Source organism: Priestia aryabhattai (assembly GCF_023715685.1).
Taxonomy (GTDB): domain Bacteria; phylum Bacillota; class Bacilli; order Bacillales; family Bacillaceae_H; genus Priestia; species Priestia aryabhattai_B.
In genome coordinates, this window is sequence record NZ_JAMBOQ010000010.1 from 33435 (window position 1) to 52748 (window position 19314).

Below are 19314 nucleotides of genomic sequence, written 5' to 3' on the forward strand. Positions count from 1 at the left end.
TAAACTGCTTTAACAAGCAATTGTATAAGATAATATAAGAAAATTTTAACATATCATTCATCTTATTTTAGGGATTATTATAATAATTTATATAAAATTTAACATTTAATATCTAAATAACAACTTAACTTCATTTCAAATTAAAAATACACATTTGCTTAGGCAAATGTGTATTTTATTTACTTAACTAAATCTAGGGCTTTATTAAGGTCTAATCGACCATATCCAAATTGAAGATCTTTTCCTTTAGCTCCTAGATCAACTGAACTTTTTCTTAAAATCTTCTCTATTTTATTTGTAGACAATTCACGATAGCCTTTCTCCTTACTTTCTGCTAACAATACCCCAATCGCTCCGGATACTTTTGGAGCTGCTAAGCTTGTTCCTGCACTTAGGGTGTAACCTTCAGGCAGATTTAAAACTTGACTAATATAGGGCTGGGGTAAACTAGTAGGATAGGTTACTAAAACTAACTCTGACGGATCAATACCATTTGTTTCCCATTCCTCACCGTAATCTCCTCCCGGAGCAGCTAAAGTAATACCCCCATAGTTAGAATACGAACTCAACTTATCATTTTTGTTAGTTGCAGAAACATTTATTAGATAGTTAGAAGCGCTACCAGGTAGATGTATTTGCTTATCTCCTTCTAACCCCATTTGTTTTGCTAAATTTGAAGGATTGCTAGTCTCATAACCTTCATTCCCTGCACTAGCCACAATAATTGATCCTTTTTTATGAGCATACTTCAATGCTCTCGAGTAACCTTCAACTATTGCTGAATCTTCCTCTTTATTCAACGATTTATAGGTTCCTAAACTCAAATTAATAATATCTACGTTGTCGTTAGCAGCTGCAATAATAGCTTGAATTACCCAAGCTGATTCTGCCCCATCAACCCAGTTATCCATTACTTTGTATGGAATAATTCCTAAGTGAGGACCAACCCCTAACATTTTACCATTAGCAGCTATTGATCCAGCAGTCATTGTTCCATGGCCCATATGATCCTCTGTATTATCAACGTTAGGCACAAAAGATCTACCTTTTGATAAAATGTTGTTCTTTAAATCTGGATGGTTAAAATCTATGCCACTATCTACAAGGGCAATTTTAATATCATGATTTCCAGATTGTTTTGCATAACTTTTTCCTTGTTCTGTAATTTTATCTGTATCCCAGCCAAGAATTTTCGATAATTCCCCATCTTGTATGTCATTCGTTAGACTATTTTTGAAGATTGAGGTTTTTTTATTACTAGAATTAAAGCTTGTCTTTAAAATGTCATCTTTTTTTAATTTTACATTTTGGGGTAAATACAACTTATTTTCCTTGCTAATGTATTCAATTTTATCATGGAGGCTTTTTCTTAATTCCTGTATTGCTTGATTTTGCATGTCGCCATTTGTTTTTTCAAGTTTAATAGTTCCTATTTCAGACATGGATGTTGTCTTTAAGTTTGAATATTTGTTGTGCAAAATGTTTTTAGCTTCATTTGGAATTTGATTATCTTTAAACACTATTAAATATGCACTATCATCTTTTGCAAATGTATAATTAGAAAAGGAAGTTATGCTAAGTGCTACTACTATAAAAGCTACTGCTAACACCTTAAATACTAATTTTTTCATTCATTTTCTCCTTCTCACCGTAGTATAAGCTATAGTAATATCCCATTTTATCTAGTAATTCTTCATGAGTACCTGATTCAATGATTTCTCCATCATGCATTACTAAAATACGATCAGCATTTATGACTGTAGAAAGTCTGTGGGCAATAATAATTTGAGTGCAATTTAATTTTTGTAAATTTTCTTGAATTCGAGCTTCTGATAAGTTGTCCAATGCAGAAGTTGCTTCATCCAAAATCAATAATTTTGGTTTTTTCATTAATGCTCTTGCTAAAAGCAAGCGCTGTCTCTGTCCACCTGAAAAATTGTTTCCACCTTCTGAAATCATTGTATAGTAGCCCATAGGTTGCTTAAGGATATCTTCATGAATATCAGCAGTCTTTGCTATTTCTATAATATTATCTAAAGATTTTTCTTCACTTAACAATTCAATATTTTCCAATATACTTCCGTGAAATAACCTGGTTTCTTGAAGAACAGCTCCAATCCTTCTACGTATAGATTGGAGATTTAAATTTTTAATATCTTGTCCATCGTAAGTGAGGCTACCTTCTGTAGGCAGGTTTAAGCCAAGTAATAATTTGGCGAGAGAACTTTTTCCAGACCCTGAAGCTCCTACTATTGCAACTCTCTCACCTGGTTTAATAGTAAGATCAATTGATGAAAGAACATTTTTTCCAAAATATTCATATTTAAAAGAAACATCTTTGAACTCTATATATCCCTTAAAATCTTTAATCTCTTCTGTGTTCGAATTTTCAGATTTAGTTTCAACTACGTCTTGGAGTCTCTGCATATAAGAACCTAGTAACAATAACTGAGAATAAGTTGTTCCCATAGACACAATGGGAACTATGAAAGAAGCTGCAAGTGAGTTAAAAGCTAAAAGTTCACCTAAGGATATCTCCCGACTTATTACCATGTTAATTCCAACCCATAATAGAAAAAGGGGAGTAATAAATTGAATACCTATGCCCAGTGACTCTAAGCTGGATGTTATAAAACTTTGTTTTTGCGATATCTTGAGGTGTTGTTTAAATAATTGAAACCAAGTTTTGAAAATTTTTTCCTCTGCTCCTAAGACTTTTACATCACATATTCCATAGATACTCTCCGTTAAATAACTTTGGGTTTTGGTTTGAATTAACAAGTTTTTATCAGAGAGATTCCTTATTATTCTTGTACTTAACAACATAGTGGTAACAATAAGTATACTTAGTCCTAGTACGATTAATGTTAGTTGCCATTTGATATAGAACATCATAGCAGCATATCCAATAATTAAGATAGTATCAATTACCAAAGCAATAACTCTTGAAGATAATATTTGTCTAATCAACGTATTAGAATTGGCACGGTATATAAGATCGCCACTTGTTCTAGTTTCAAAAAAAGAATATGGTAAATTAAATAACTTAGCTATGAAAGTTGACATTAACGAAGAATCTATTAAAGTCTGAAGTCTAGCAATCATATAACCTCTAGCAATAGAAAATAATTGATAAAAGAGATATATAATTAACACCATAACACCAATTAAATTTATATAGTTTGTTTGTTCTTTTAAGATAACGCTATCAGTGATCCACTGAGTAATTTTGGGAATAACCATTCCAAAACCTTGCAAGATAAAAGATGCTAACAGTACAGTGAATAAAACTTTTTTTTGCTTTATTATATGGCTCCACAAAAAGTTTGTTTTAGATTGTTTTTTTCTCTTTATAAAGTCTTTGGATAATGTGAAGGTTAAAATATAACCAGAGTATTTTTCATAAAACTCTTTATCAGTGATAGATCTTTTACCATGAGCAGGGTCAATAATAGTAAACTTTTTATTGTTTTTGTTAATTTTTTCTAATATTATATAGTGCTTGCTTTCCCAAAAAACCACAATTGGAGAATCAATCATGGAACGTTCTACTTTTTCAGCTTTAAACACCTTTCCATTGACTTTATAAAAGTTGCTTATTTCAATTAAGTTATGTAAAGAAGTACCCTTTTTAGATGCTCCAAATTGATCGCGAATTTCTGCAAGACTAATTTGATAACTATGATAATTTAATATCATAGCTATACATGCTAATCCACATTCACTATGCTCCATTTGTTCAATGTATGGAGTTTTTTTCTTGCTGAACAATCCTACCACCTCCATCCCTTACAACTTCGTTTATACTTAGCCACCCAAAATGATAAACCAGTATCCCTATACTCACTCGAGAATTTAATTTATATTTTGTCTTGATATTTAAAATTATTTCTCCTACTCTTCTCCTGCTAATAAACAGCGCCTCTGATATTTCATGATCTTTATAACCTTTAGCAATAAGTATAGAAATTTCCTTCTCTCGTTTACTTAACAGTATCTTCATTATATTTTCTCCCATCTAAATCTTAATATTTAAGCTTGTTAAATTAGATATAATGACAATCATTATCTTTTAAGCGCTATTTATATGACTTTTATGGGTTGGAAAAGTCATTATCACATCCTTTCATGGATAATGAATCATTTCTTTTTGTCTATATTTTTACAATAAAATACATTTTCGGGTTTAATTCGACTTGAATAGTTAGAATTCTATCATCATATTATCCTAAATTCATCTTTTTTTACATTTTTTATACTTTTTTTACAAAAATACGCCATTTTGCGAAGTTATATCCTTTTTATTTTTTTTGTAGAATCTAACTGTAAATAGTTTACATAGATAAGAGGTGAGTATTTTGAATCGCAATCAAATAGTTGAGGAATTAAAGATGAACCATCCTGCTGGCACAGCTATGGTGGAAGTATCTGAAGAAGAACTAACTCGCGTGTATGGCGGCAGTGATGTTCAACCTGAAACTAATACGGTTATTACACCATTAACAATTCTTACCTTGTATGTACCATCTAAATTAAATTGTTAAAAAATTCAAATCAATTCAATTTAGACCTTAAAAACTATTTCCAATGATAAAAGGGGAGGAACTTTAAATGAATCGCAATCAAGTAATTGAAGAATTAAAGATGAATCATCCTGCTGGCACAGCTATGGTAGAAGTATCTGAAGAAGAACTAACTCGTGTGTATGGCGGCGGTGACGTTCAACCTGAAACTAGCCCTCTTTGCGTAGCTGGAGGCATTATTATTGGGATTAAAATCTCTAAAGCAGTTTGTTAATTTTAAAATAAAAGGAGGAACTTTAAATGAATCGCAATCAAGTAATTGAAGAATTAAAGATGAATCATCCTGCTGGTACAGCTATGGTAGAAGTATCTGAAGAAGAACTAACTCGCGTATACGGCGGCGGTGACGTTCAACCTGAAACTACTACTGCTTGTTTATATACGGGTGGAGTAGTAATTGGGGTTACACTTTCACTTTGGAAATGTTAGAGGTCTATTGTAATTAAAGAAAGATGGTCTTTAAATGAGCCGCGATCAAGTAATTGAGGAATCAAAGATGAACCATCCTGCTGGCACAGCTATGGTAGAAGTATCTGAAGAAGAACTAACTCGTGTGTATGACGGCGGTGACGTTCAACCTGAAACTAGCCCTCTTTGTGTAACTGCAGGATTAATTGGCGGTTATTATCTTTCTAAAGCAATTTGTTAATTTTAAGATAAAAGGAGGAATTTTAAATGAATCGCAATCAAGTAATTGAGGAATTAAAGATGAACCATCCTGCTGGCACAGCTATGGTAGAAGTATCTGAAGAAGAACTAGCTCGCGTGTATGGCGGCGGTGACGTTCAACCTGAAACTAGCCCTCTTTGTGTAACTGCAGGATTAATTGGCGGTTATTATCTTTCTAAAGCAATTTGTTAATTTTAAAATAAAAGGAGGAATTTTAAATGAATCGCAATCAAGTAATTGAGGAATTAAAGATGAACCATCCTGCTGGCACAGCTATGGTAGAAGTATCTGAAGAAGAACTAGCTCGCGTGTATGGCGGCGGCGACGTTCAACCTGAGACTACTCCTGCTTGTGCTATTGGCGGAGGCATTACTCTGGGAATTGCACTTTCAAAGTTGCTTTGCTAATTATACTTTTCAATTAAGATTAGATGAAAGCATAAGAAATTTATTTCTTATGCTTTCATCTTCTAAAAATTCAAAAAGGGGACTAGTTTATAATGAACATTACTTATCCAAATTCCAAGTCAATAAATGCCCAATACTTTTACAAAGCATTATCTGTAAAAGAACGCTATGATCTTTTCAAACAGACTAATTATGATTTGAATAAAATACATATTACTGAAAAAGAAATTAACAATATATTAAAGAGTTGGAAAGCTAATAGTTTATTGAGTGATGAAAAACTAGAAGAAAAATTAAGTAGTTATGGATTAACCTCTGATGAATTTTGCAAAGTACTGAAAGTATCTGATGATGATCAATGGATAAACAACATAGATAAAAAGTTTCGTCCTCAATGGATAAAATATGTAGAACAGGCACTAGAATTAAATCGCCAATATCCAATTGAACCTTTTAAACAATTAGATATTAGTTTAGCATTTCGTCCTTTTTGTCTCTGGTTTAAAGAAAAACTGAGTAAATATTTAGGTATCCATTCAGATCTTAATAAAATGATAGTTCAAGAAGCATTATTAAGTTCACTTATACATAATTTAATTCAAGGTTTAAATAACATAGGCGCACGAACTATTGTATTAGAATTACATATAGCTAAAAAACTAAATGAACTAGAGGGAACAACACCTGAACAAAGGTATGAATCTTTCATACATAAAAAATTATTACCAAGTCAATCGATTGAGTTTATTTACCAAGAGTACCCTGTTTTAGCTAGGGCTTTAATGACTAAAACAATGTATTACTATGATGTCGTTATTGAATTTTTAAATCGATATCAAAAAGACTATGAAAAAATTAAAAATTCTTTTATTGAAGATACGATTCGTTTAACAAGCCTTTCAGCTGGGATAGGTGATTCTCATCAAAAAGGGCGAACTGTCATGAGGTTAAAATTTGAAAACGATAAAGAAATTATATATAAACCTAAGTCATTAGCCATTGTTAAACATTTTAATAATTTATTAGAGTGGATGAACCAAAAAGGATTTACTTCGACCTTAAAAAGCTATAGATCAATTGACCAAGGAAGCTATACCTGGGAAGAGTGTATAATACCTGAAGAGTGTCAAACAAAAGAACAAGTTGAGAACTATTACAAAAGATTAGGTGGATATTTAGCTGTCATATATATTTTAAATGGCACTGATTTTCATCATGAAAACGTAATGGCAAATGGTGAGTATCCCCTGTTAATTGATTTAGAAACACTCTTTCATCATGTTCCAGATTTAAAGATACCAGAAACAGCTGAGGTTAAGGCAAAATTAGAGGCAGTAAATTCAGTTTTAGGAACGGCCCTTTTACCAATGTTATTTTATAAAGCTGTTGATGGCCGAGGCGTTGATATTAGTGGAGTAAGTGGTGAGAATCAGGAACTTCCTATTCCTCTACTACAGGTAGAAAATGACGGAAGTGATGAAATCAGATTTGTCCGTAAAACTGCAATGACAGGATTACATACACAAAATGTTCCTAAGCTTCACAATAAATTGGCTCCTGCTGGAGACTTTGTAGAGCACATTGTCAAAGGTTTTAAAGAAGCAGCTAATATAATTATAGAAAATAAAGGTGATTTGCTTGTTGAACATGGTCCTCTAACTTCGTTTAAAGATGTAGAAATTAGGATTGTAAATCGTCCAACTCAATACTATGGTAATTTTTTATTAGAAGCCAATCATCCAAACTATATGAAAGATTGGTTAGATAAAGAAAAACTATTAGACCGATTATGGTTTACTGTTTTAGATAGACGTCCTATTCCATACGAAATTGAGAGCCTAGCTGAAGGTGATATCCCTATGTTTGTAACTAAACCTAGTAGTTATGATTTAGTTTCAAGTAACGATGATATAATATCAAACTACTATGAAAAAACTAGTTATGATGCATGTATTGAAAAGATACAAAACTTTTCTATAGAAGATATCAATAAACAGGTTAAATGGATTGAAGCATCTCTAATTACAAATAATCCAAAACATGAAAAAATACAAGAGGCCTATAATGTAGGCAATTATATAAAAACATATAGAGAAAAGTTAGATACAGAAAAGATGATAAATGAAGCTAAAAAAATTGGCGATAATCTAGAAAAAAGCGCTATCTATAGTAGTTATGGTGACGTTTCATGGATTGGATTAGAGACGAACTATTATGGTCAATGGCAAGTTTCTGCTTTAGATAAAGGTCTTTATAATGGTTTAAGTGGTATTGGATTATTTTTAGCCTATTTAGGTAAAGTTACAAATGAACAAAAATACCATGATTTAGCTAAGAAAGTTGAAAGAAGTATTTTACTTGCTCCAGTGAATGACAAAAGTTTAATTAGTGCATTTTATGGGAAGGCATCGAACCTTTATATGCTCTCTCACTTTAATAAGATATATGGAGAGAATCAAGAAAGAAAAGAGTATATAGAAAAAGTACTTTCTAATATTCAACTAAATGTTAAGGAGGACAAACTCTTTGATTTATTAGGTGGAAGTGCTGGTACCATACAAATATTATTAAATCTATATGAACAAACACAAAATGAACAAGCTCTTCATATAGCTATACTATGTGGCGAGCACTTAGTGGAAAATAAAGTTGTCACCCCTGAAGGCACTGGGTGGCCAAGTGTTACAGACCCAAAACCATTGGGAGGTTTTTCTCATGGTACAAGTGGCATAGCTTGGTCTTTATTAAGGTTATATCATTTTACAAACAATCAATCATTTTATGATATTGCAATTGACGCGATAAAATATGATCAATCATTATTTGATGAAGATGCGCGTAATTGGAAAGATCTTAGATGTTCAGATTATAATTGTAATGAACATTCGGCAACATGGTGCCATGGCTCAGCTGGTATAGGCCTAAGTAGAATTATGTATTTACCATTTTTAAAAAAATCAGATATTATAGCAGATATTGAAACAGGAATTAAAACTACTTTAGAAATGGGCATGGGAAAAAGTCACTCCCTGTGTCATGGAGATTTAGGTAACTCTGAACTACTCTTACAGGCTAGTCAAGCACTTAGTAGGCCTGACTTATATGAATTAGCTCAATCTATTGGAATGAACGTAATAAATTACTATAAGGAACATGGTCAATATAAAACAGGAGTTAATGGCCACGTGGAATTGCCAGGTATGATGCTTGGACTTTCAGGTATAGGTTATCAATTATTACGATTAGCCACCCCAAAAGTGGTCCCATCGATATTGACACTTAATTAACTATTCATTGGAATTATTAAGCGAAAACAGCACTTTAGTGCTGTTTTTTTTTTTTTTGTAAATTATTTTTTACATTTTGTTATAAATAGTTTACAAATTGTAAAAAATATACTATTATAAAAATCAAGAGGTGGTATTAATGTTACATAATAAACTTGCTGTCTGTAGAGTAGAAAAATCTTGGACTCAACAGCAATTAGCTGATCAAGTAGGAGTTAGCAGGCAAACAATTGCTTCTCTAGAAAAAAATAAATATAATCCCTCTTTGATACTTGGTTTTAAAATTGCTAATGCTTTTAATAAACCTTTAACTGAAGTATTTGAATATGAAAAGGAGTGATTGAATGTTAGTTTTGAAACTTTTATTAATTACATTAGGCATGTTCAGTTATATGTATAATGTCAAATTTCAGTCTAGTCCGGAAGGCCAAGACGAACGGGGAATAATAATTCAAAGCAAAACTAACAGCTATACGTTAGGAGCTTTCTATATTTCAATATCTATTTTAATTGTTCTAAATTTATTAAATTTAGTTGATACAAATGCTCTACCAAGCCTTTTGTTATATTTTTTTATTTCAATTAGTATTTTAAGTTCTTTAATCTTATTAGTATATAGAAGAAAAGTATAATAATTAAGATATAGATAAAAAGGAAATCGAAGGAGTTTTTATGAAAAGTACTGGCGTTGTTAGAAAATTGGACAAAGAGGGTCGAATTGTTCTTCCTAAACCATTAAGAAAACTTTTAGAACTTAGCATAGATGATCCTATTGAAATTCTTCTTGATGAAAAAAATATTGTTTTAAGGAAGTACTCACCCATTCCAGCATGCATAATAACTGGTGAAATCTCAGAACAAAATATTACCTTTAAAAATGAAAGCATTGCTTTAAGCCCTAAAGGCCTAAAGGTAATTTTAAAAGAACTGAAAAATATGGAAATAGAAATTTAATTAATTACCCTAAAATGAATTCTTTTTAAAAAAAGATTAGTGTTAATTTTAAATACCGTAAAGGAGAATCATGAAGATTACAACGTTTGAACAAATTTCATTAATTAATCAGTTTAAAATTCTTGAAAAATTATACCCTGAAGATTTACGTATATATAAACCTTTAAGAGTAATCTTAGAACAAGGATTTGACTGTGGTATTAACAATATTCAGGAGTGGTTGCAAAGTGATAAGTCACAGGAAACTTATGAATTAGTCTTGGAAATATTAAAAATGTATACCCATTTAATTTCTTCGTATCAAAAACTAGAAAATAAAAAAGATTTAAATAAGAACAAATTTATATTCCCTGGATTTAATAGAAATAATGAAATGCAATATTTAATATGCGCTAATTATTTGATTAGTGAAATGAAAGAATTTCATATAATTAATCAGAATAAAAGGCATGAAGATTTTACCTCACATAAAATAATGAAGATAAAGTATCTTGCGATGTTAGATAAATGGAGGGCATTTAAGAATACACAAATATTAACACACAAAGAAATTCAATTAATATTAGCCAGTTAAGAATACATGTACTCTATAAAATTGGTAAACTAATCTTATATCCAGTTTTAGTGCAAAAACATTGCTTATAAACATAGAGAATCTAGTTTCTTGAAATTGCTAAGCAGGAGGGATATCAACCAGTAGGTTTATCTTTTAATGCTAGATATGTTGTAGGTTATGAAGTTGTTCAAGCGTTTTTAAAGAAGACTAGCAGTAATATTTATGAAGCATCCCTTCTTTCTACAAGAGAGATTATACAAGGTTCTAGTCTATTCTAACAAAAGGGAGAGAAATATTTGATTATAATATTTCTCTCCCTTTTGTTCCATTAAAATCGTTCGTAAAAGTGGGTTGTTTTCAGAAAACGTTCGTAATTAATTTTAAGACTTAAGCGAACGATTAAGATGATAGATTTCTTTTATACAATATGGTAATTGCAAATAGACAATTGATAACATACTTAGTTATGCTTCTAATCAAGAATTAGAAAAGAGATATAAGCTCTCTTAGCAATGATCTAACGATTGAGAAGCAGAGGACATGAGAAAACAAAAAAAGAGCTTGTACAGGCAAAAGAAGTGAATGAGAGCTTAACGAAGATGAATCTTGGTTATATAAAGAATTATGTGCCAAAAGAAGAGTTTGATAAAGTGAATCAGCAGGTTCGTGAATTAAGAGAAGAGAATAAGATATTGAAGGTTTGGAAGGAAAAAGCATTGGATTGGATTGATAAGAATGTCGAGAGGATGAAATAGATTTCATTAGTGAAATAAAAAGAAAGAGGAAGAACTTGAGAGATAAATTAGAAAGGGCTATCCATTGGATAGTCCTTTCTAATTGTTATTATTGGCCTTCTTATTTATAAAGAATAATACTAATAATATTAAGAACAAAGCAAAGGTAAAGTATCCTGGCCAGGATTCACCTCTCCATATGAGATTTACTAGTAGAGAAAGAATTATAAATAATCCAGCTATGAAAGAATAACTTTTTTTCATTTAATCACTCCTAAACTATTAATTTCTATTTTATGTATTTTATCTAGCCATAAATATCCATTATATGATATATTAGTAATGGAATTTAAGGAAGGGAGTACCATTTATGTCATTTGTTAAGAAAAAAATTATCCTTATGTTAACTGCTTTTACGTTAGCATTCTCTTCTTTAGGACTTGTTTCAATAGCAAGTGCTGAAGAAACTGAAAATCCTGAAGATGCCACATTTGAAAATGAAGACTTTGATCAAGTAGAAACAGTTTTATCTGCTATAGAGAATATTCCAGATGAAGTTGTAGAACAAGGAGAAGAGCAGACAGTTCAATGGCTCAGAGAACAAACTGGAATGAATCTTGTTCTAGAAGATGGAATTATCAAGCTAGCAACACAAAAACCAGAAATTACGCCATTCTTTAGTACATCTGGTTGTATTGGCGCAGTTGGTATGGCTCTATTAACAACTGGGTTCCCAGCAGCTAAAATTTTAAAAGTTAAAAAAGCAATTAAAGCATTAGGTGGAACATCGAAATTTGTTCAAGCGTTCTATAAGAGTTATAAACTTTATAGATCTTATGGGAATTCTAAATCAACAGCCGTGAAAAGAGCAGTTAATTCAATTGGTTCCGGCTTAAAAGCAGATATCAGAGATGCTCTATTAGATTTCTTTGGTATATCTAATATCATTGCCAATTGTACTTAATAAAAAAACAACGTCTAAATGGCGTTGTTTTTATTTTAACATAAATTGATCTTTTTTACATTATTTGTTGTTTTGACTAAAAAGACTATTTTTTAGGAGAGCCAGCATATGAATAAAACGTGCGCTTTTTATACATCAAATCTTATCTAATTATCCAAGGAAAGCCCATTATATCAAGGATGTATAAAAAGCTGCATATTCCAGAAAGAGAATCCTTGATGGAATCCTACTGCCCCAAGGGTTCTTTTACTTGCTTGGTTCCTTTAAGAGACATTATGTCAACTACCTTTGTATATCCTATACAGTGTAAAAACAGAAAAAACTACCTTATGGGTGGAGGTAGTTTTTTCTGTAACGTATCAAGGGTTTAAGAGTGATACCTCACGTATCTTGAGTAGTTTGTTCAAAATACTATTTATTATCCAGCAAGAGTATAAATTACTTTTTACTATTTGTCCGAACTAAACAATCGGTAAAAAAGATAATAGCAAAGGGAATAGCATAAACACCTAAAATTGTAAGAAAGACTTTATTACCATTCATTTATATGAATCCACCTTTATATATTAGAGTGAATATTTTAGCTTTTCTTAAGTAGAATGCTCAGATAAAGGAAAAGTATGTATAACAAATAGCAGCTTGAATTAAGCTGCTATTTGTTTATGGTTTCCGATAAAGTCCGTTATGTTAACTAGAAATGAATACTTCATTTTTCTTTTGCAATCTCTTTTCTGTTAGGAGCAAGTGGTGGTTGTTCTAACCATTTATTTTTCACCATAATGTTAAACCATCTCTTTGTCACCATTAGATTTTTGAGAATGGTGCTTTCATAAATTGTTACAAGATCTGTTCGCATGGATGATGCTAAACCTGTTCCGTGATACGCTTGTGCAGCTTGGAATAAGAAACCAATATGATACATCATTAATTTATCAGAAAAAGGAGAGTCTGTTGAAGTTGTTACTTCTGTCTCCCATGATTTAGGGACGGGTAAATTATCTGCGTGCATTACTTTTGAAAAGGATTGTATTTGATCATCAGCTGTTTTCTCAGAATCCTCTAAAAACTTTCTTACTTCTTTTGATTGAGCGACCTGACTAAATCCAATAGAAAGAGTTTTAGCCATAATGCTTTTTTTAAGGTTGAACGAAATACTTATGATTTCTATTGCCGTTAAACGTCTGCCTTTTCCGAAAAAACCATCCGTAAAATCCTGGCTAGAGATATATTCAGGATTCGCAGCAGGATAAAAATAAGGGTCCCTCTGAAAATCCCCTTTTTCAAGTAATAATTCAATCGTTTGATGATACATCCTTTTTGCATCATTATCACAGGAATCGTAAAAGTGGCGTAAGTCTTCTCTGACAGAAACACCTAATGAGGTTGTGTGTCCTAGTAAGCCATGTAACGTCATGATATGTAAATAATTCAAGCAGAATATGTCGGTGAACAACCTCTTGGTATTTTTATTAAGGTCAGACTCAGTAAATCCAATTGGAACTGGAAACCCTTCGTTTTCTATAAAAGCTACAATTTGTTTTTTTGTTTTGCGAAGGTTCTGATAGCACCTTCAAAAATGGCCTTTATTGACTCATCTTCAATAATAGAGAACATATATCTATTTACTACATCTGTCATCGTTCCGTTTACATATTCTCCCCATAGTGTTCCTATTTCGGAAGATGTAAGCTTTAATTTATTCTTATCCAAAATATCACCTCTTGGATAATATTTACTAATTTATTAATAGATATGAATTTTTTCTTAACAAAAAAGATTTTCAGCATGTAATTTCCCATAATACGTTTTATGTTAACTTATAATGAATTTATAGAAGAATGAAAAGCTTTTAATTAGTAAAAAAGAGCTTTTCATGAATTATTACTACTTTGTTAAATCCCATTTAATAATATGTCCTGCATGTGTAAGACCTCCTCCAAATCCATAAAGTAAGAGGATATCTCCGTTTTTCAACTTACCTTCACTTATACCTATTTGTAACGCTAATGGAATCGAAACAGATGAGGTATTTCCCATATACTCGACACTAGTTAACGTTTTATCTAGCGAAAAGTCTGATCTTTCACATATTGATTCAATCATTCGTAAGTTGGCACTGTGTGGAACAAACCAATTCACTTTATCCTTTTGTAGATTTGCTTGTTCTAATAACTCTGCTATGCCTAAGGGAATTGTTCGGGATGCCCACTTATACACTTCTCTTCCGTTTTGAACCATCTTGCCACTAGAACTTAAAGGTTGTCCATGCATAGTAGTAGATAAATTCGTACGGTATACATGTTTACCTCCTTTTCCGTTTGTCCCAATGTGAGTAGCTATAAAGCTTGGATGCTCTGCGTCTTTTTCCACTAAAACAGCCGCAGCTCCATCCCCAAATAAGACGCAAGTAGTCCGATCTGTATAATCTGTAACCTTTGATAAAGTTTCTGCAGTAACGACTAAAACTTTCTGATGAAGTCCAGATGTAATAAACCCGTTTGCCATATGTAATCCATACGTAAAGCCAGCACAAGTAGCGTTGAAGTCTAGAGCACCTGTTTGAGGAATGTCGAAATAGTCTTGTATCTGAGTGGCTACACTTGGAAACGCATAGTCAGGCGTTGTTGTTGAAACAACAATACAATCTACATCAATCAACTCTTTCTGATATTGCTCGACTAAGTTTTCAATGGCTTTAATAGCTAAGTCAGAAGAATATTCGTTTTCACCTGCAACTCTTCTTTCCCTCATGCCCGTTCGCTGCACAATCCATTCATCATTTGTATCAACAATTCTTTCTAAATCATCATTCGTAAGTCTTTTTTCAGGTATGTATGTACCTATTGCTGTAATACGTGCAGTTGATTTCATTAAAGTCACCTTTCTTTTATACCAATATATATAAATTGATATTAGTACTAGGTACCAATAAAGTCAATAATTTCATATGAAAAAAATGTAAAATAACATTTGGAGTTTTTTAGAGGACATATATGTATTGCTATTCTGACTACGGCTTATTTAATATTTATTTATGGAAACTAGCTCTGTATATGATATATTATTAAAAAAAGAAAAATTTGGCTAAATATATTGTTAAAATTGATATTATTATGTAAAATTTTCTTATAAAACAGACTATGTGTTACTGGCGTAAACATGGAGGACCATGAGGAAGCACATAGATAACGGCCGTACGCCTGGGCAAAGTATTTGAACATATGTTCAAATACTTTTTTTATTTAGAAAGGAGATTTTTAAGTGAAAGAAATTTGTTGACGATACGGGATGAATCCAAATCAAAGTAAAGCCAAAGTTCAAAATGCTGAGAACACACCTATTAAAATCTTAAATGGAGAAGCCAGTTATATTAACTTTCTAGATGCATTAAACGCTTTTCAACTGGTCCGGGAGCTTCGACAGGCTACTGGTCAACCTGCAGCTGCATCTTTTAAACACGTAAGTCCAGCAGGCGCAGCTGTGTACTCTCCACTAAATGAGACACTTGCTGAATCCTATTTTGTTGAAGGCGTAGATCTCTCTCCTTTAGCTATTGCTTATACAAGAGCGCGTGGAACAGATAGGATGTCTTCGTTTGGAGATTGTGCTGCTTTTAGTGATGAAGTGGATATAACTGCAGCTAATCTCCTCAAAACAGAGGTTTCTGATATGATTGTTGCACCAAGCTACACTCAAGAAGCACTAGAGATTTTAAAGCAGAAAAAGAAAGGAAAATATTTAATCTTAGAGATTGATCCAAACTATGTACCAGATCCAATTGAAAAAAGAACGGTATTTGGAATTACTTTAGAACAAGAAAGAAATGAGGTACAGATTGGGAAAGAAGTTTTTAATCATATTGTTACGACTCAATCTGTTATGCCTGATAATGCAAAGAGGGACCTTCTTGTTGCTCTTATTACATTGAAATATACACAATCAAACTCTATTTGCTTCGTCTTAGATGGCCAAACGATTGGAATTGGTGCTGGACAACAGTCCCGTATTCATTGTACAAGGTTGGCAGCTGAAAAAGCTGATAAATGGTGGTTAAGACAACATCCAAGAGCCCTTAACATGAAGTTCAGAGAAGGCATTTCTCGTGTAGAAGTGAATAATGCAATTGATGGATGGCTGAATGATGATATTACTGAGATGGAAAACGAACAATGGAAACGATGTTTTGAAGAGGTCCCTGCTAGGCTAAGTAAGAGTGAAAAACAAGAATGGCTAAAAAGGTTAAAAGACGTTTCTTATGCATCTGATGCTTTTTTACCGTTTCGTGATAATATAGATCGTGCGGCTCAGAGTGGCGTTAAATATGTGGTTCAAACAGGCAATTCTTTACGAGATGAACAGGTTACACGGGCAGCAAATGAATATGGAATGATTATGGCGCATTTAGGCATACGTGTATTCCATCATTGAGCTATGAATTAAATGTAATTAACCCAAAAGAGCCAAGACCTTATAAGGGAACTGGCTCCTTTATGACCTTTCCAATAATTTGTGTTTCGTTAACTAACTCTGTATATTGTATATAGTTAAAGCAAAAGTATTAAGCCTTTATTTCTTCGGCTAAATTTTGGATTAATTCTTTTGTGGTTAAAACTGTAGCAAACTCATTGTCTAAAGTAGCTAATGAAACATTATGTATTTGTTCAGCTGAATAATACGTATTATCTGCCCCTTTTATTGCAAATGCAGCTGTTGCATCTGATACTAAGTACGTTTCAAATCCTAAATTACCACTCATTCGAGTAGTAGTTGAGACACAGTGTGGAGTTGTTAACCCTACTATTACAACCTTTTCTATTTGGTTTTCTTTTAAATGTTTTTCGAGTCCAGTTCCTATAAATGCACTATTTACTTTCTTTTTAAAGATAGGTTCATTTTCAGCTGGGACTGCAACATCTTTAAAATCTGAGGTTGGTTTATTAGGATGAAAAATCGAATGGTCGTTATTAGATAAGTGCTGAATATGTATAATTGGGTATTTCTTTTCTCTCCATGTCTTTAAAAGCACTTGAATATTGTCTTCAGCGTTTAGGTTATTTCTTATCCCCCACTTTTCATCTTCAAAAGCCCTTTGAACATCGATAATAATTAAAGCCGTATTGCTAAAATCTTTTCTCATATGTAATTCTCCTCCACTCTTTTCTACATATTTTAACATTTATGTTAGCTTGGTGAATTAAAAATAAGAATTTTATTTAAGCATATAAACTTCCTAAAAGCAGTATTATATTTTCTATTGGTGCATATCATATACACTTCGAAGAAGGATAGATTACGTAAGTTCAAGCTATATAATATAAGATTTTAATTTGATATAATATTATTTTGAATTTTTTACCACGAAAATTAATAGGGGGATAAAATGAAATGAGTAAAAAAATGGCTTTGTTGCTTGTAGATGTTCAAAACATTATGTTTTCTTATGAAGGTGGATCTTTATGGAATGAACAGCAAATACTTAAAAATATTACTTCTCTAAGAGAAAAAGCGCACAAATCTAATATACCAATTATCTATATACAGCATACAGACCCCAGTTCCGATAGTATGCTTAGTGAAGGAAAAGTCACATGGGAAATCCATCGGGATGTTCGCCCCCTACCAACAGACACAGTTATTCAAAAATCTTCTTGGGACGCATTTTATCAAACAACTTTACATAAAAAACTTCAGGAACTTGAAATCGGAAAATTAGTTATTGCAGGCATGCAAACTGAATTTTGTTTAGATACTACTTGTAGAAGAGCATATAGCTTAGGTTATAAAGAGAATATCTTAGTAAAAGATGCCCATAGCACATTTGATACGGCTGTACTTCCAGCTTCTAAAATAGTAGAACATCATAATAATATGCTGGGTGGCAGATTTGTTACATTAAAAGAAGTAAACGAAGTTATATTTTAAGCTAATAAAAAACTTTTTAAAGGAAAAACAGCCTTTAACAGGCTGTTTTTTATTCCTAGATCGCTGATTACGTTAACTAAGATTGAATATGCTATACATAAGGTTTAGCAACTAAAAAGAATTTATTCCCTTTCTCTAATACCTAACACATCCCAGGTATTTCCCCATTCTTTCATTGCTTCGAATATTGGACGTATCGTTTTTCCTTTATCAGTAAGAGAGTATTCTACATGAGGAGGTATCTCTGAATATATTTTACGTGTAATAATTTCCTCATCATGTAGTTCCTTTAAACGTAAAGAAAGAGTTCGAGGGCTTACTCCTTTTAAAGATTTTTGTATTTCCCCAAAACGTTTTGGTCCAGTAAAAAGTTCTCTGGTTCTGGTGCGAAAATTAAAAAATATATGCAAGTAACCTTCCAAACTTGGACATACTGATACTAGTACTCTAAAAAAGGGGATGCGATTAGTATGAAAAAGCAAAATCTATTCAAATGGAAACATTATCAACCTGATCTTATTTTATTAACCGTGAGATGGTACCTACGGTACAACCTCAGTTTTCGTGATATAGTAGAGATGATGGAAGAACGCGGATTATCGATTGCTCATACAACGATTATGCGTTGGGTTCATCAGTATGGTCCTGAACTAGATGAACGAGTACGGCGGCACCTTAAGCTAATCAATGATTCCTGGAGAGTGGATGAAACGTATATTAAGGTAAAAGGTCAATGGATGTACCTATATCGTGCCGTTGATTCAAAAGGAAATACGATTGATTTTTATTTAAGCAAAACAAGAGATCATAAGGCTGCAAAACGCTTTTTCAAGAAAGCTTTGCGGTCTTTTCATGTTTCAATGCCCCGTGTCATAACAGTCGATAAGAATCCGGCCTATCCTGTGGCTATTGAAGAGTTGAAGAAAGAGAAAAAGATGCCCGTAGGCATCCAAATAAGGCGGATAAAATATCTAAATAACATCGTGGAACAAGATCACCGGTTTATTAAGAAGCGTGTTCGTTCGATGTTAGGGTTGAAATCATTTCGTACAGCCACTTACATACTGAGTGGCATAGAAGTCATGCATATGCTGAAAAAGAAGCAAGTTTACCGAGAGGTGAAGTCTGCCCAAAGTAGAAAAGAATTCATCCATCAACTGTTTGGGTTAGCCTCATAAGCTAGTAATACAAGGGAACCTAACGCTTTATTTTTCTAGCGAATGTTTTTTGCACCACAA

Annotated in this window: 22 protein-coding genes, 1 pseudogene and 1 riboswitch; of the genes and pseudogenes, 16 read left to right on the forward strand and 7 right to left on the reverse strand. The window is 32.3% G+C overall.

Annotated elements, in window-relative coordinates:
* Nucleotides 1-179: 179 nt before the first annotated feature.
* The 3 genes from M3225_RS25670 to M3225_RS25680 are packed head-to-tail and all read right to left on the reverse strand — an operon-like array spanning nt 180 to nt 4003.
* The gene (locus tag M3225_RS25670; protein WP_251399516.1) at nt 180-1631 is read right to left on the reverse strand and encodes a S8 family serine peptidase; all 1452 of its coding nucleotides are present in this window, start codon (nt 1629-1631) and stop codon (nt 180-182) included.
* Complete coding sequence (locus M3225_RS25675; protein ID WP_251399519.1) at nt 1612-3771, reverse strand: peptidase domain-containing ABC transporter; 2160 nt, start codon at nt 3769-3771, stop codon at nt 1612-1614. The genes M3225_RS25670 and M3225_RS25675 overlap by 20 nt, the downstream gene beginning before the upstream one ends.
* Nucleotides 3740-4003, reverse strand: a complete 264-nt coding sequence (locus M3225_RS25680) for a response regulator transcription factor (protein ID WP_251399520.1) — start codon at nt 4001-4003, stop codon at nt 3740-3742. Before M3225_RS25680 ends, M3225_RS25675 begins: the two co-directional genes overlap by 32 nt.
* Nucleotides 4004-4358: 355 nt before the next feature.
* Between M3225_RS25680 and M3225_RS25685 the strand changes: the two genes are divergently transcribed.
* The 13 genes from M3225_RS25685 to M3225_RS25745 all read left to right on the forward strand — a co-directional run bounded on the left by M3225_RS25685 (nt 4359) and on the right by M3225_RS25745 (nt 12154).
* Nucleotides 4359-4544: a mersacidin family lantibiotic gene (locus M3225_RS25685; protein WP_251399537.1), complete on the forward strand. Its 186-nt coding sequence runs from the start codon at nt 4359-4361 to the stop codon at nt 4542-4544.
* A gap of 67 nt (nt 4545-4611) precedes the next feature.
* The gene (locus M3225_RS25690; RefSeq protein WP_251399550.1) at nt 4612-4797 is read left to right on the forward strand and encodes a mersacidin family lantibiotic; all 186 of its coding nucleotides are present in this window, start codon (nt 4612-4614) and stop codon (nt 4795-4797) included.
* A 26-nt stretch (nt 4798-4823) separates the two neighbouring features.
* On the forward strand, nt 4824-5012 hold the full coding sequence (locus M3225_RS25695; RefSeq protein WP_251399558.1) for a mersacidin family lantibiotic: 189 nt from the start codon (nt 4824-4826) through the stop codon (nt 5010-5012).
* A 34-nt stretch (nt 5013-5046) separates the two neighbouring features.
* Nucleotides 5047-5232: a mersacidin family lantibiotic gene (locus tag M3225_RS25700; RefSeq protein WP_251399571.1), complete on the forward strand. Its 186-nt coding sequence runs from the start codon at nt 5047-5049 to the stop codon at nt 5230-5232.
* Between the two features lie 26 nt (nt 5233-5258).
* The gene (locus M3225_RS25705; RefSeq protein ID WP_251399581.1) at nt 5259-5444 is read left to right on the forward strand and encodes a mersacidin family lantibiotic; all 186 of its coding nucleotides are present in this window, start codon (nt 5259-5261) and stop codon (nt 5442-5444) included.
* 26 nt (nt 5445-5470) lie between these two features.
* Complete coding sequence (locus M3225_RS25710) at nt 5471-5659, forward strand: mersacidin family lantibiotic (protein WP_251399589.1); 189 nt, start codon at nt 5471-5473, stop codon at nt 5657-5659.
* 92 nt (nt 5660-5751) lie between these two features.
* A complete protein-coding gene (locus tag M3225_RS25715) occupies nt 5752-8946 on the forward strand; it encodes a type 2 lanthipeptide synthetase LanM family protein (protein ID WP_251399591.1) in 3195 nt (1064 codons plus the stop codon).
* Between the two features lie 139 nt (nt 8947-9085).
* Nucleotides 9086-9286: a helix-turn-helix transcriptional regulator gene (locus tag M3225_RS25720; protein ID WP_251399594.1), complete on the forward strand. Its 201-nt coding sequence runs from the start codon at nt 9086-9088 to the stop codon at nt 9284-9286.
* Between the two features lie 4 nt (nt 9287-9290).
* Nucleotides 9291-9578, forward strand: a complete 288-nt coding sequence (locus M3225_RS25725; protein WP_251399597.1) for a hypothetical protein — start codon at nt 9291-9293, stop codon at nt 9576-9578.
* Nucleotides 9579-9618: 40 nt separating this feature from the next.
* Complete coding sequence (locus tag M3225_RS25730; protein ID WP_251399600.1) at nt 9619-9900, forward strand: AbrB/MazE/SpoVT family DNA-binding domain-containing protein; 282 nt, start codon at nt 9619-9621, stop codon at nt 9898-9900.
* 70 nt (nt 9901-9970) lie between these two features.
* Entirely contained in the window at nt 9971-10474 is a 504-nt protein-coding gene (locus M3225_RS25735) for a YfbU family protein (protein ID WP_251399602.1), read from the forward strand.
* A gap of 506 nt (nt 10475-10980) precedes the next feature.
* Nucleotides 10981-11211 carry a hypothetical protein gene (locus M3225_RS25740; RefSeq protein ID WP_251399606.1) on the forward strand — a complete coding sequence of 77 codons (231 nt, stop codon included), beginning with the start codon at nt 10981-10983 and terminating at the stop codon, nt 11209-11211.
* Between the two features lie 349 nt (nt 11212-11560).
* On the forward strand, nt 11561-12154 hold the full coding sequence (locus M3225_RS25745) for a hypothetical protein (RefSeq protein WP_075422662.1): 594 nt from the start codon (nt 11561-11563) through the stop codon (nt 12152-12154).
* Nucleotides 12155-12860: 706 nt separating this feature from the next.
* Here the strand turns inward: M3225_RS25745 and M3225_RS25750 are convergent.
* Both M3225_RS25750 and M3225_RS25755 read right to left on the reverse strand, forming a co-directional pair.
* Nucleotides 12861-13864, reverse strand: a pseudogene (locus M3225_RS25750) (DUF3231 family protein).
* 174 nt (nt 13865-14038) lie between these two features.
* Nucleotides 14039-15025, reverse strand: a complete 987-nt coding sequence (locus tag M3225_RS25755) for a ketoacyl-ACP synthase III (RefSeq protein WP_251399609.1) — start codon at nt 15023-15025, stop codon at nt 14039-14041.
* Between the two features lie 263 nt (nt 15026-15288).
* Nucleotides 15289-15367, forward strand: a riboswitch (ZMP/ZTP riboswitch).
* Nucleotides 15368-15442: 75 nt separating this feature from the next.
* Here M3225_RS25755 and M3225_RS25760 point away from each other — a divergent pair.
* Entirely contained in the window at nt 15443-16582 is a 1140-nt protein-coding gene (locus tag M3225_RS25760) for a phosphoribosylaminoimidazolecarboxamide formyltransferase (protein WP_251399613.1), read from the forward strand.
* Nucleotides 16583-16712: 130 nt separating this feature from the next.
* On the opposite strand, the gene M3225_RS25765 is transcribed toward M3225_RS25760, so the two are convergent.
* The gene (locus tag M3225_RS25765) at nt 16713-17291 is read right to left on the reverse strand and encodes a cysteine hydrolase family protein (protein WP_251399616.1); all 579 of its coding nucleotides are present in this window, start codon (nt 17289-17291) and stop codon (nt 16713-16715) included.
* A 248-nt stretch (nt 17292-17539) separates the two neighbouring features.
* On the opposite strand from M3225_RS25765, the gene M3225_RS25770 reads away from it, so the two are divergent.
* Entirely contained in the window at nt 17540-18076 is a 537-nt protein-coding gene (locus tag M3225_RS25770; protein ID WP_251399619.1) for a cysteine hydrolase family protein, read from the forward strand.
* Between the two features lie 122 nt (nt 18077-18198).
* Here the strand turns inward: M3225_RS25770 and M3225_RS25775 are convergent, their stop codons facing one another.
* Nucleotides 18199-18498, reverse strand: a complete 300-nt coding sequence (locus tag M3225_RS25775; protein WP_251399621.1) for a winged helix-turn-helix transcriptional regulator — start codon at nt 18496-18498, stop codon at nt 18199-18201.
* Nucleotides 18499-18546: 48 nt separating this feature from the next.
* On the opposite strand from M3225_RS25775, the gene M3225_RS25780 reads away from it, so the two are divergent.
* The gene (locus M3225_RS25780) at nt 18547-19254 is read left to right on the forward strand and encodes an IS6 family transposase (RefSeq protein ID WP_251399623.1); all 708 of its coding nucleotides are present in this window, start codon (nt 18547-18549) and stop codon (nt 19252-19254) included.
* Nucleotides 19255-19314: the final 60 nt, after the last annotated feature.

Bases quoted from the DNA above. Each gene is read 5' to 3' on its own strand.
- M3225_RS25670 (WP_251399516.1), bottom strand. From the start codon at position 1,631: ATGAAAAAATTAGTATTTAAGGTGTTAGCAGTAGCTTTTATAGTAGTA.
- M3225_RS25680 (WP_251399520.1), bottom strand. From the start codon at position 4,003: ATGAAGATACTGTTAAGTAAACGAGAGAAGGAAATTTCTATACTTATT.
- M3225_RS25690 (WP_251399550.1), top strand. From the start codon at position 4,612: ATGAATCGCAATCAAGTAATTGAAGAATTAAAGATGAATCATCCTGCT.
- M3225_RS25695 (WP_251399558.1), top strand. From the start codon at position 4,824: ATGAATCGCAATCAAGTAATTGAAGAATTAAAGATGAATCATCCTGCT.
- M3225_RS25700 (WP_251399571.1), top strand. From the start codon at position 5,047: ATGAGCCGCGATCAAGTAATTGAGGAATCAAAGATGAACCATCCTGCT.
- M3225_RS25705 (WP_251399581.1), top strand. From the start codon at position 5,259: ATGAATCGCAATCAAGTAATTGAGGAATTAAAGATGAACCATCCTGCT.
- M3225_RS25710 (WP_251399589.1), top strand. From the start codon at position 5,471: ATGAATCGCAATCAAGTAATTGAGGAATTAAAGATGAACCATCCTGCT.
- M3225_RS25715 (WP_251399591.1), top strand. From the start codon at position 5,752: ATGAACATTACTTATCCAAATTCCAAGTCAATAAATGCCCAATACTTT.
- M3225_RS25720 (WP_251399594.1), top strand. From the start codon at position 9,086: ATGTTACATAATAAACTTGCTGTCTGTAGAGTAGAAAAATCTTGGACT.
- M3225_RS25725 (WP_251399597.1), top strand. From the start codon at position 9,291: ATGTTAGTTTTGAAACTTTTATTAATTACATTAGGCATGTTCAGTTAT.
- M3225_RS25730 (WP_251399600.1), top strand. From the start codon at position 9,619: ATGAAAAGTACTGGCGTTGTTAGAAAATTGGACAAAGAGGGTCGAATT.
- M3225_RS25735 (WP_251399602.1), top strand. From the start codon at position 9,971: ATGAAGATTACAACGTTTGAACAAATTTCATTAATTAATCAGTTTAAA.
- M3225_RS25745 (WP_075422662.1), top strand. From the start codon at position 11,561: ATGTCATTTGTTAAGAAAAAAATTATCCTTATGTTAACTGCTTTTACG.
- M3225_RS25755 (WP_251399609.1), bottom strand. From the start codon at position 15,025: ATGAAATCAACTGCACGTATTACAGCAATAGGTACATACATACCTGAA.
- M3225_RS25760 (WP_251399613.1), top strand. From the start codon at position 15,443: ATGAATCCAAATCAAAGTAAAGCCAAAGTTCAAAATGCTGAGAACACA.
- M3225_RS25765 (WP_251399616.1), bottom strand. From the start codon at position 17,291: ATGAGAAAAGATTTTAGCAATACGGCTTTAATTATTATCGATGTTCAA.
- M3225_RS25770 (WP_251399619.1), top strand. From the start codon at position 17,540: ATGAGTAAAAAAATGGCTTTGTTGCTTGTAGATGTTCAAAACATTATG.
- M3225_RS25780 (WP_251399623.1), top strand. From the start codon at position 18,547: ATGAAAAAGCAAAATCTATTCAAATGGAAACATTATCAACCTGATCTT.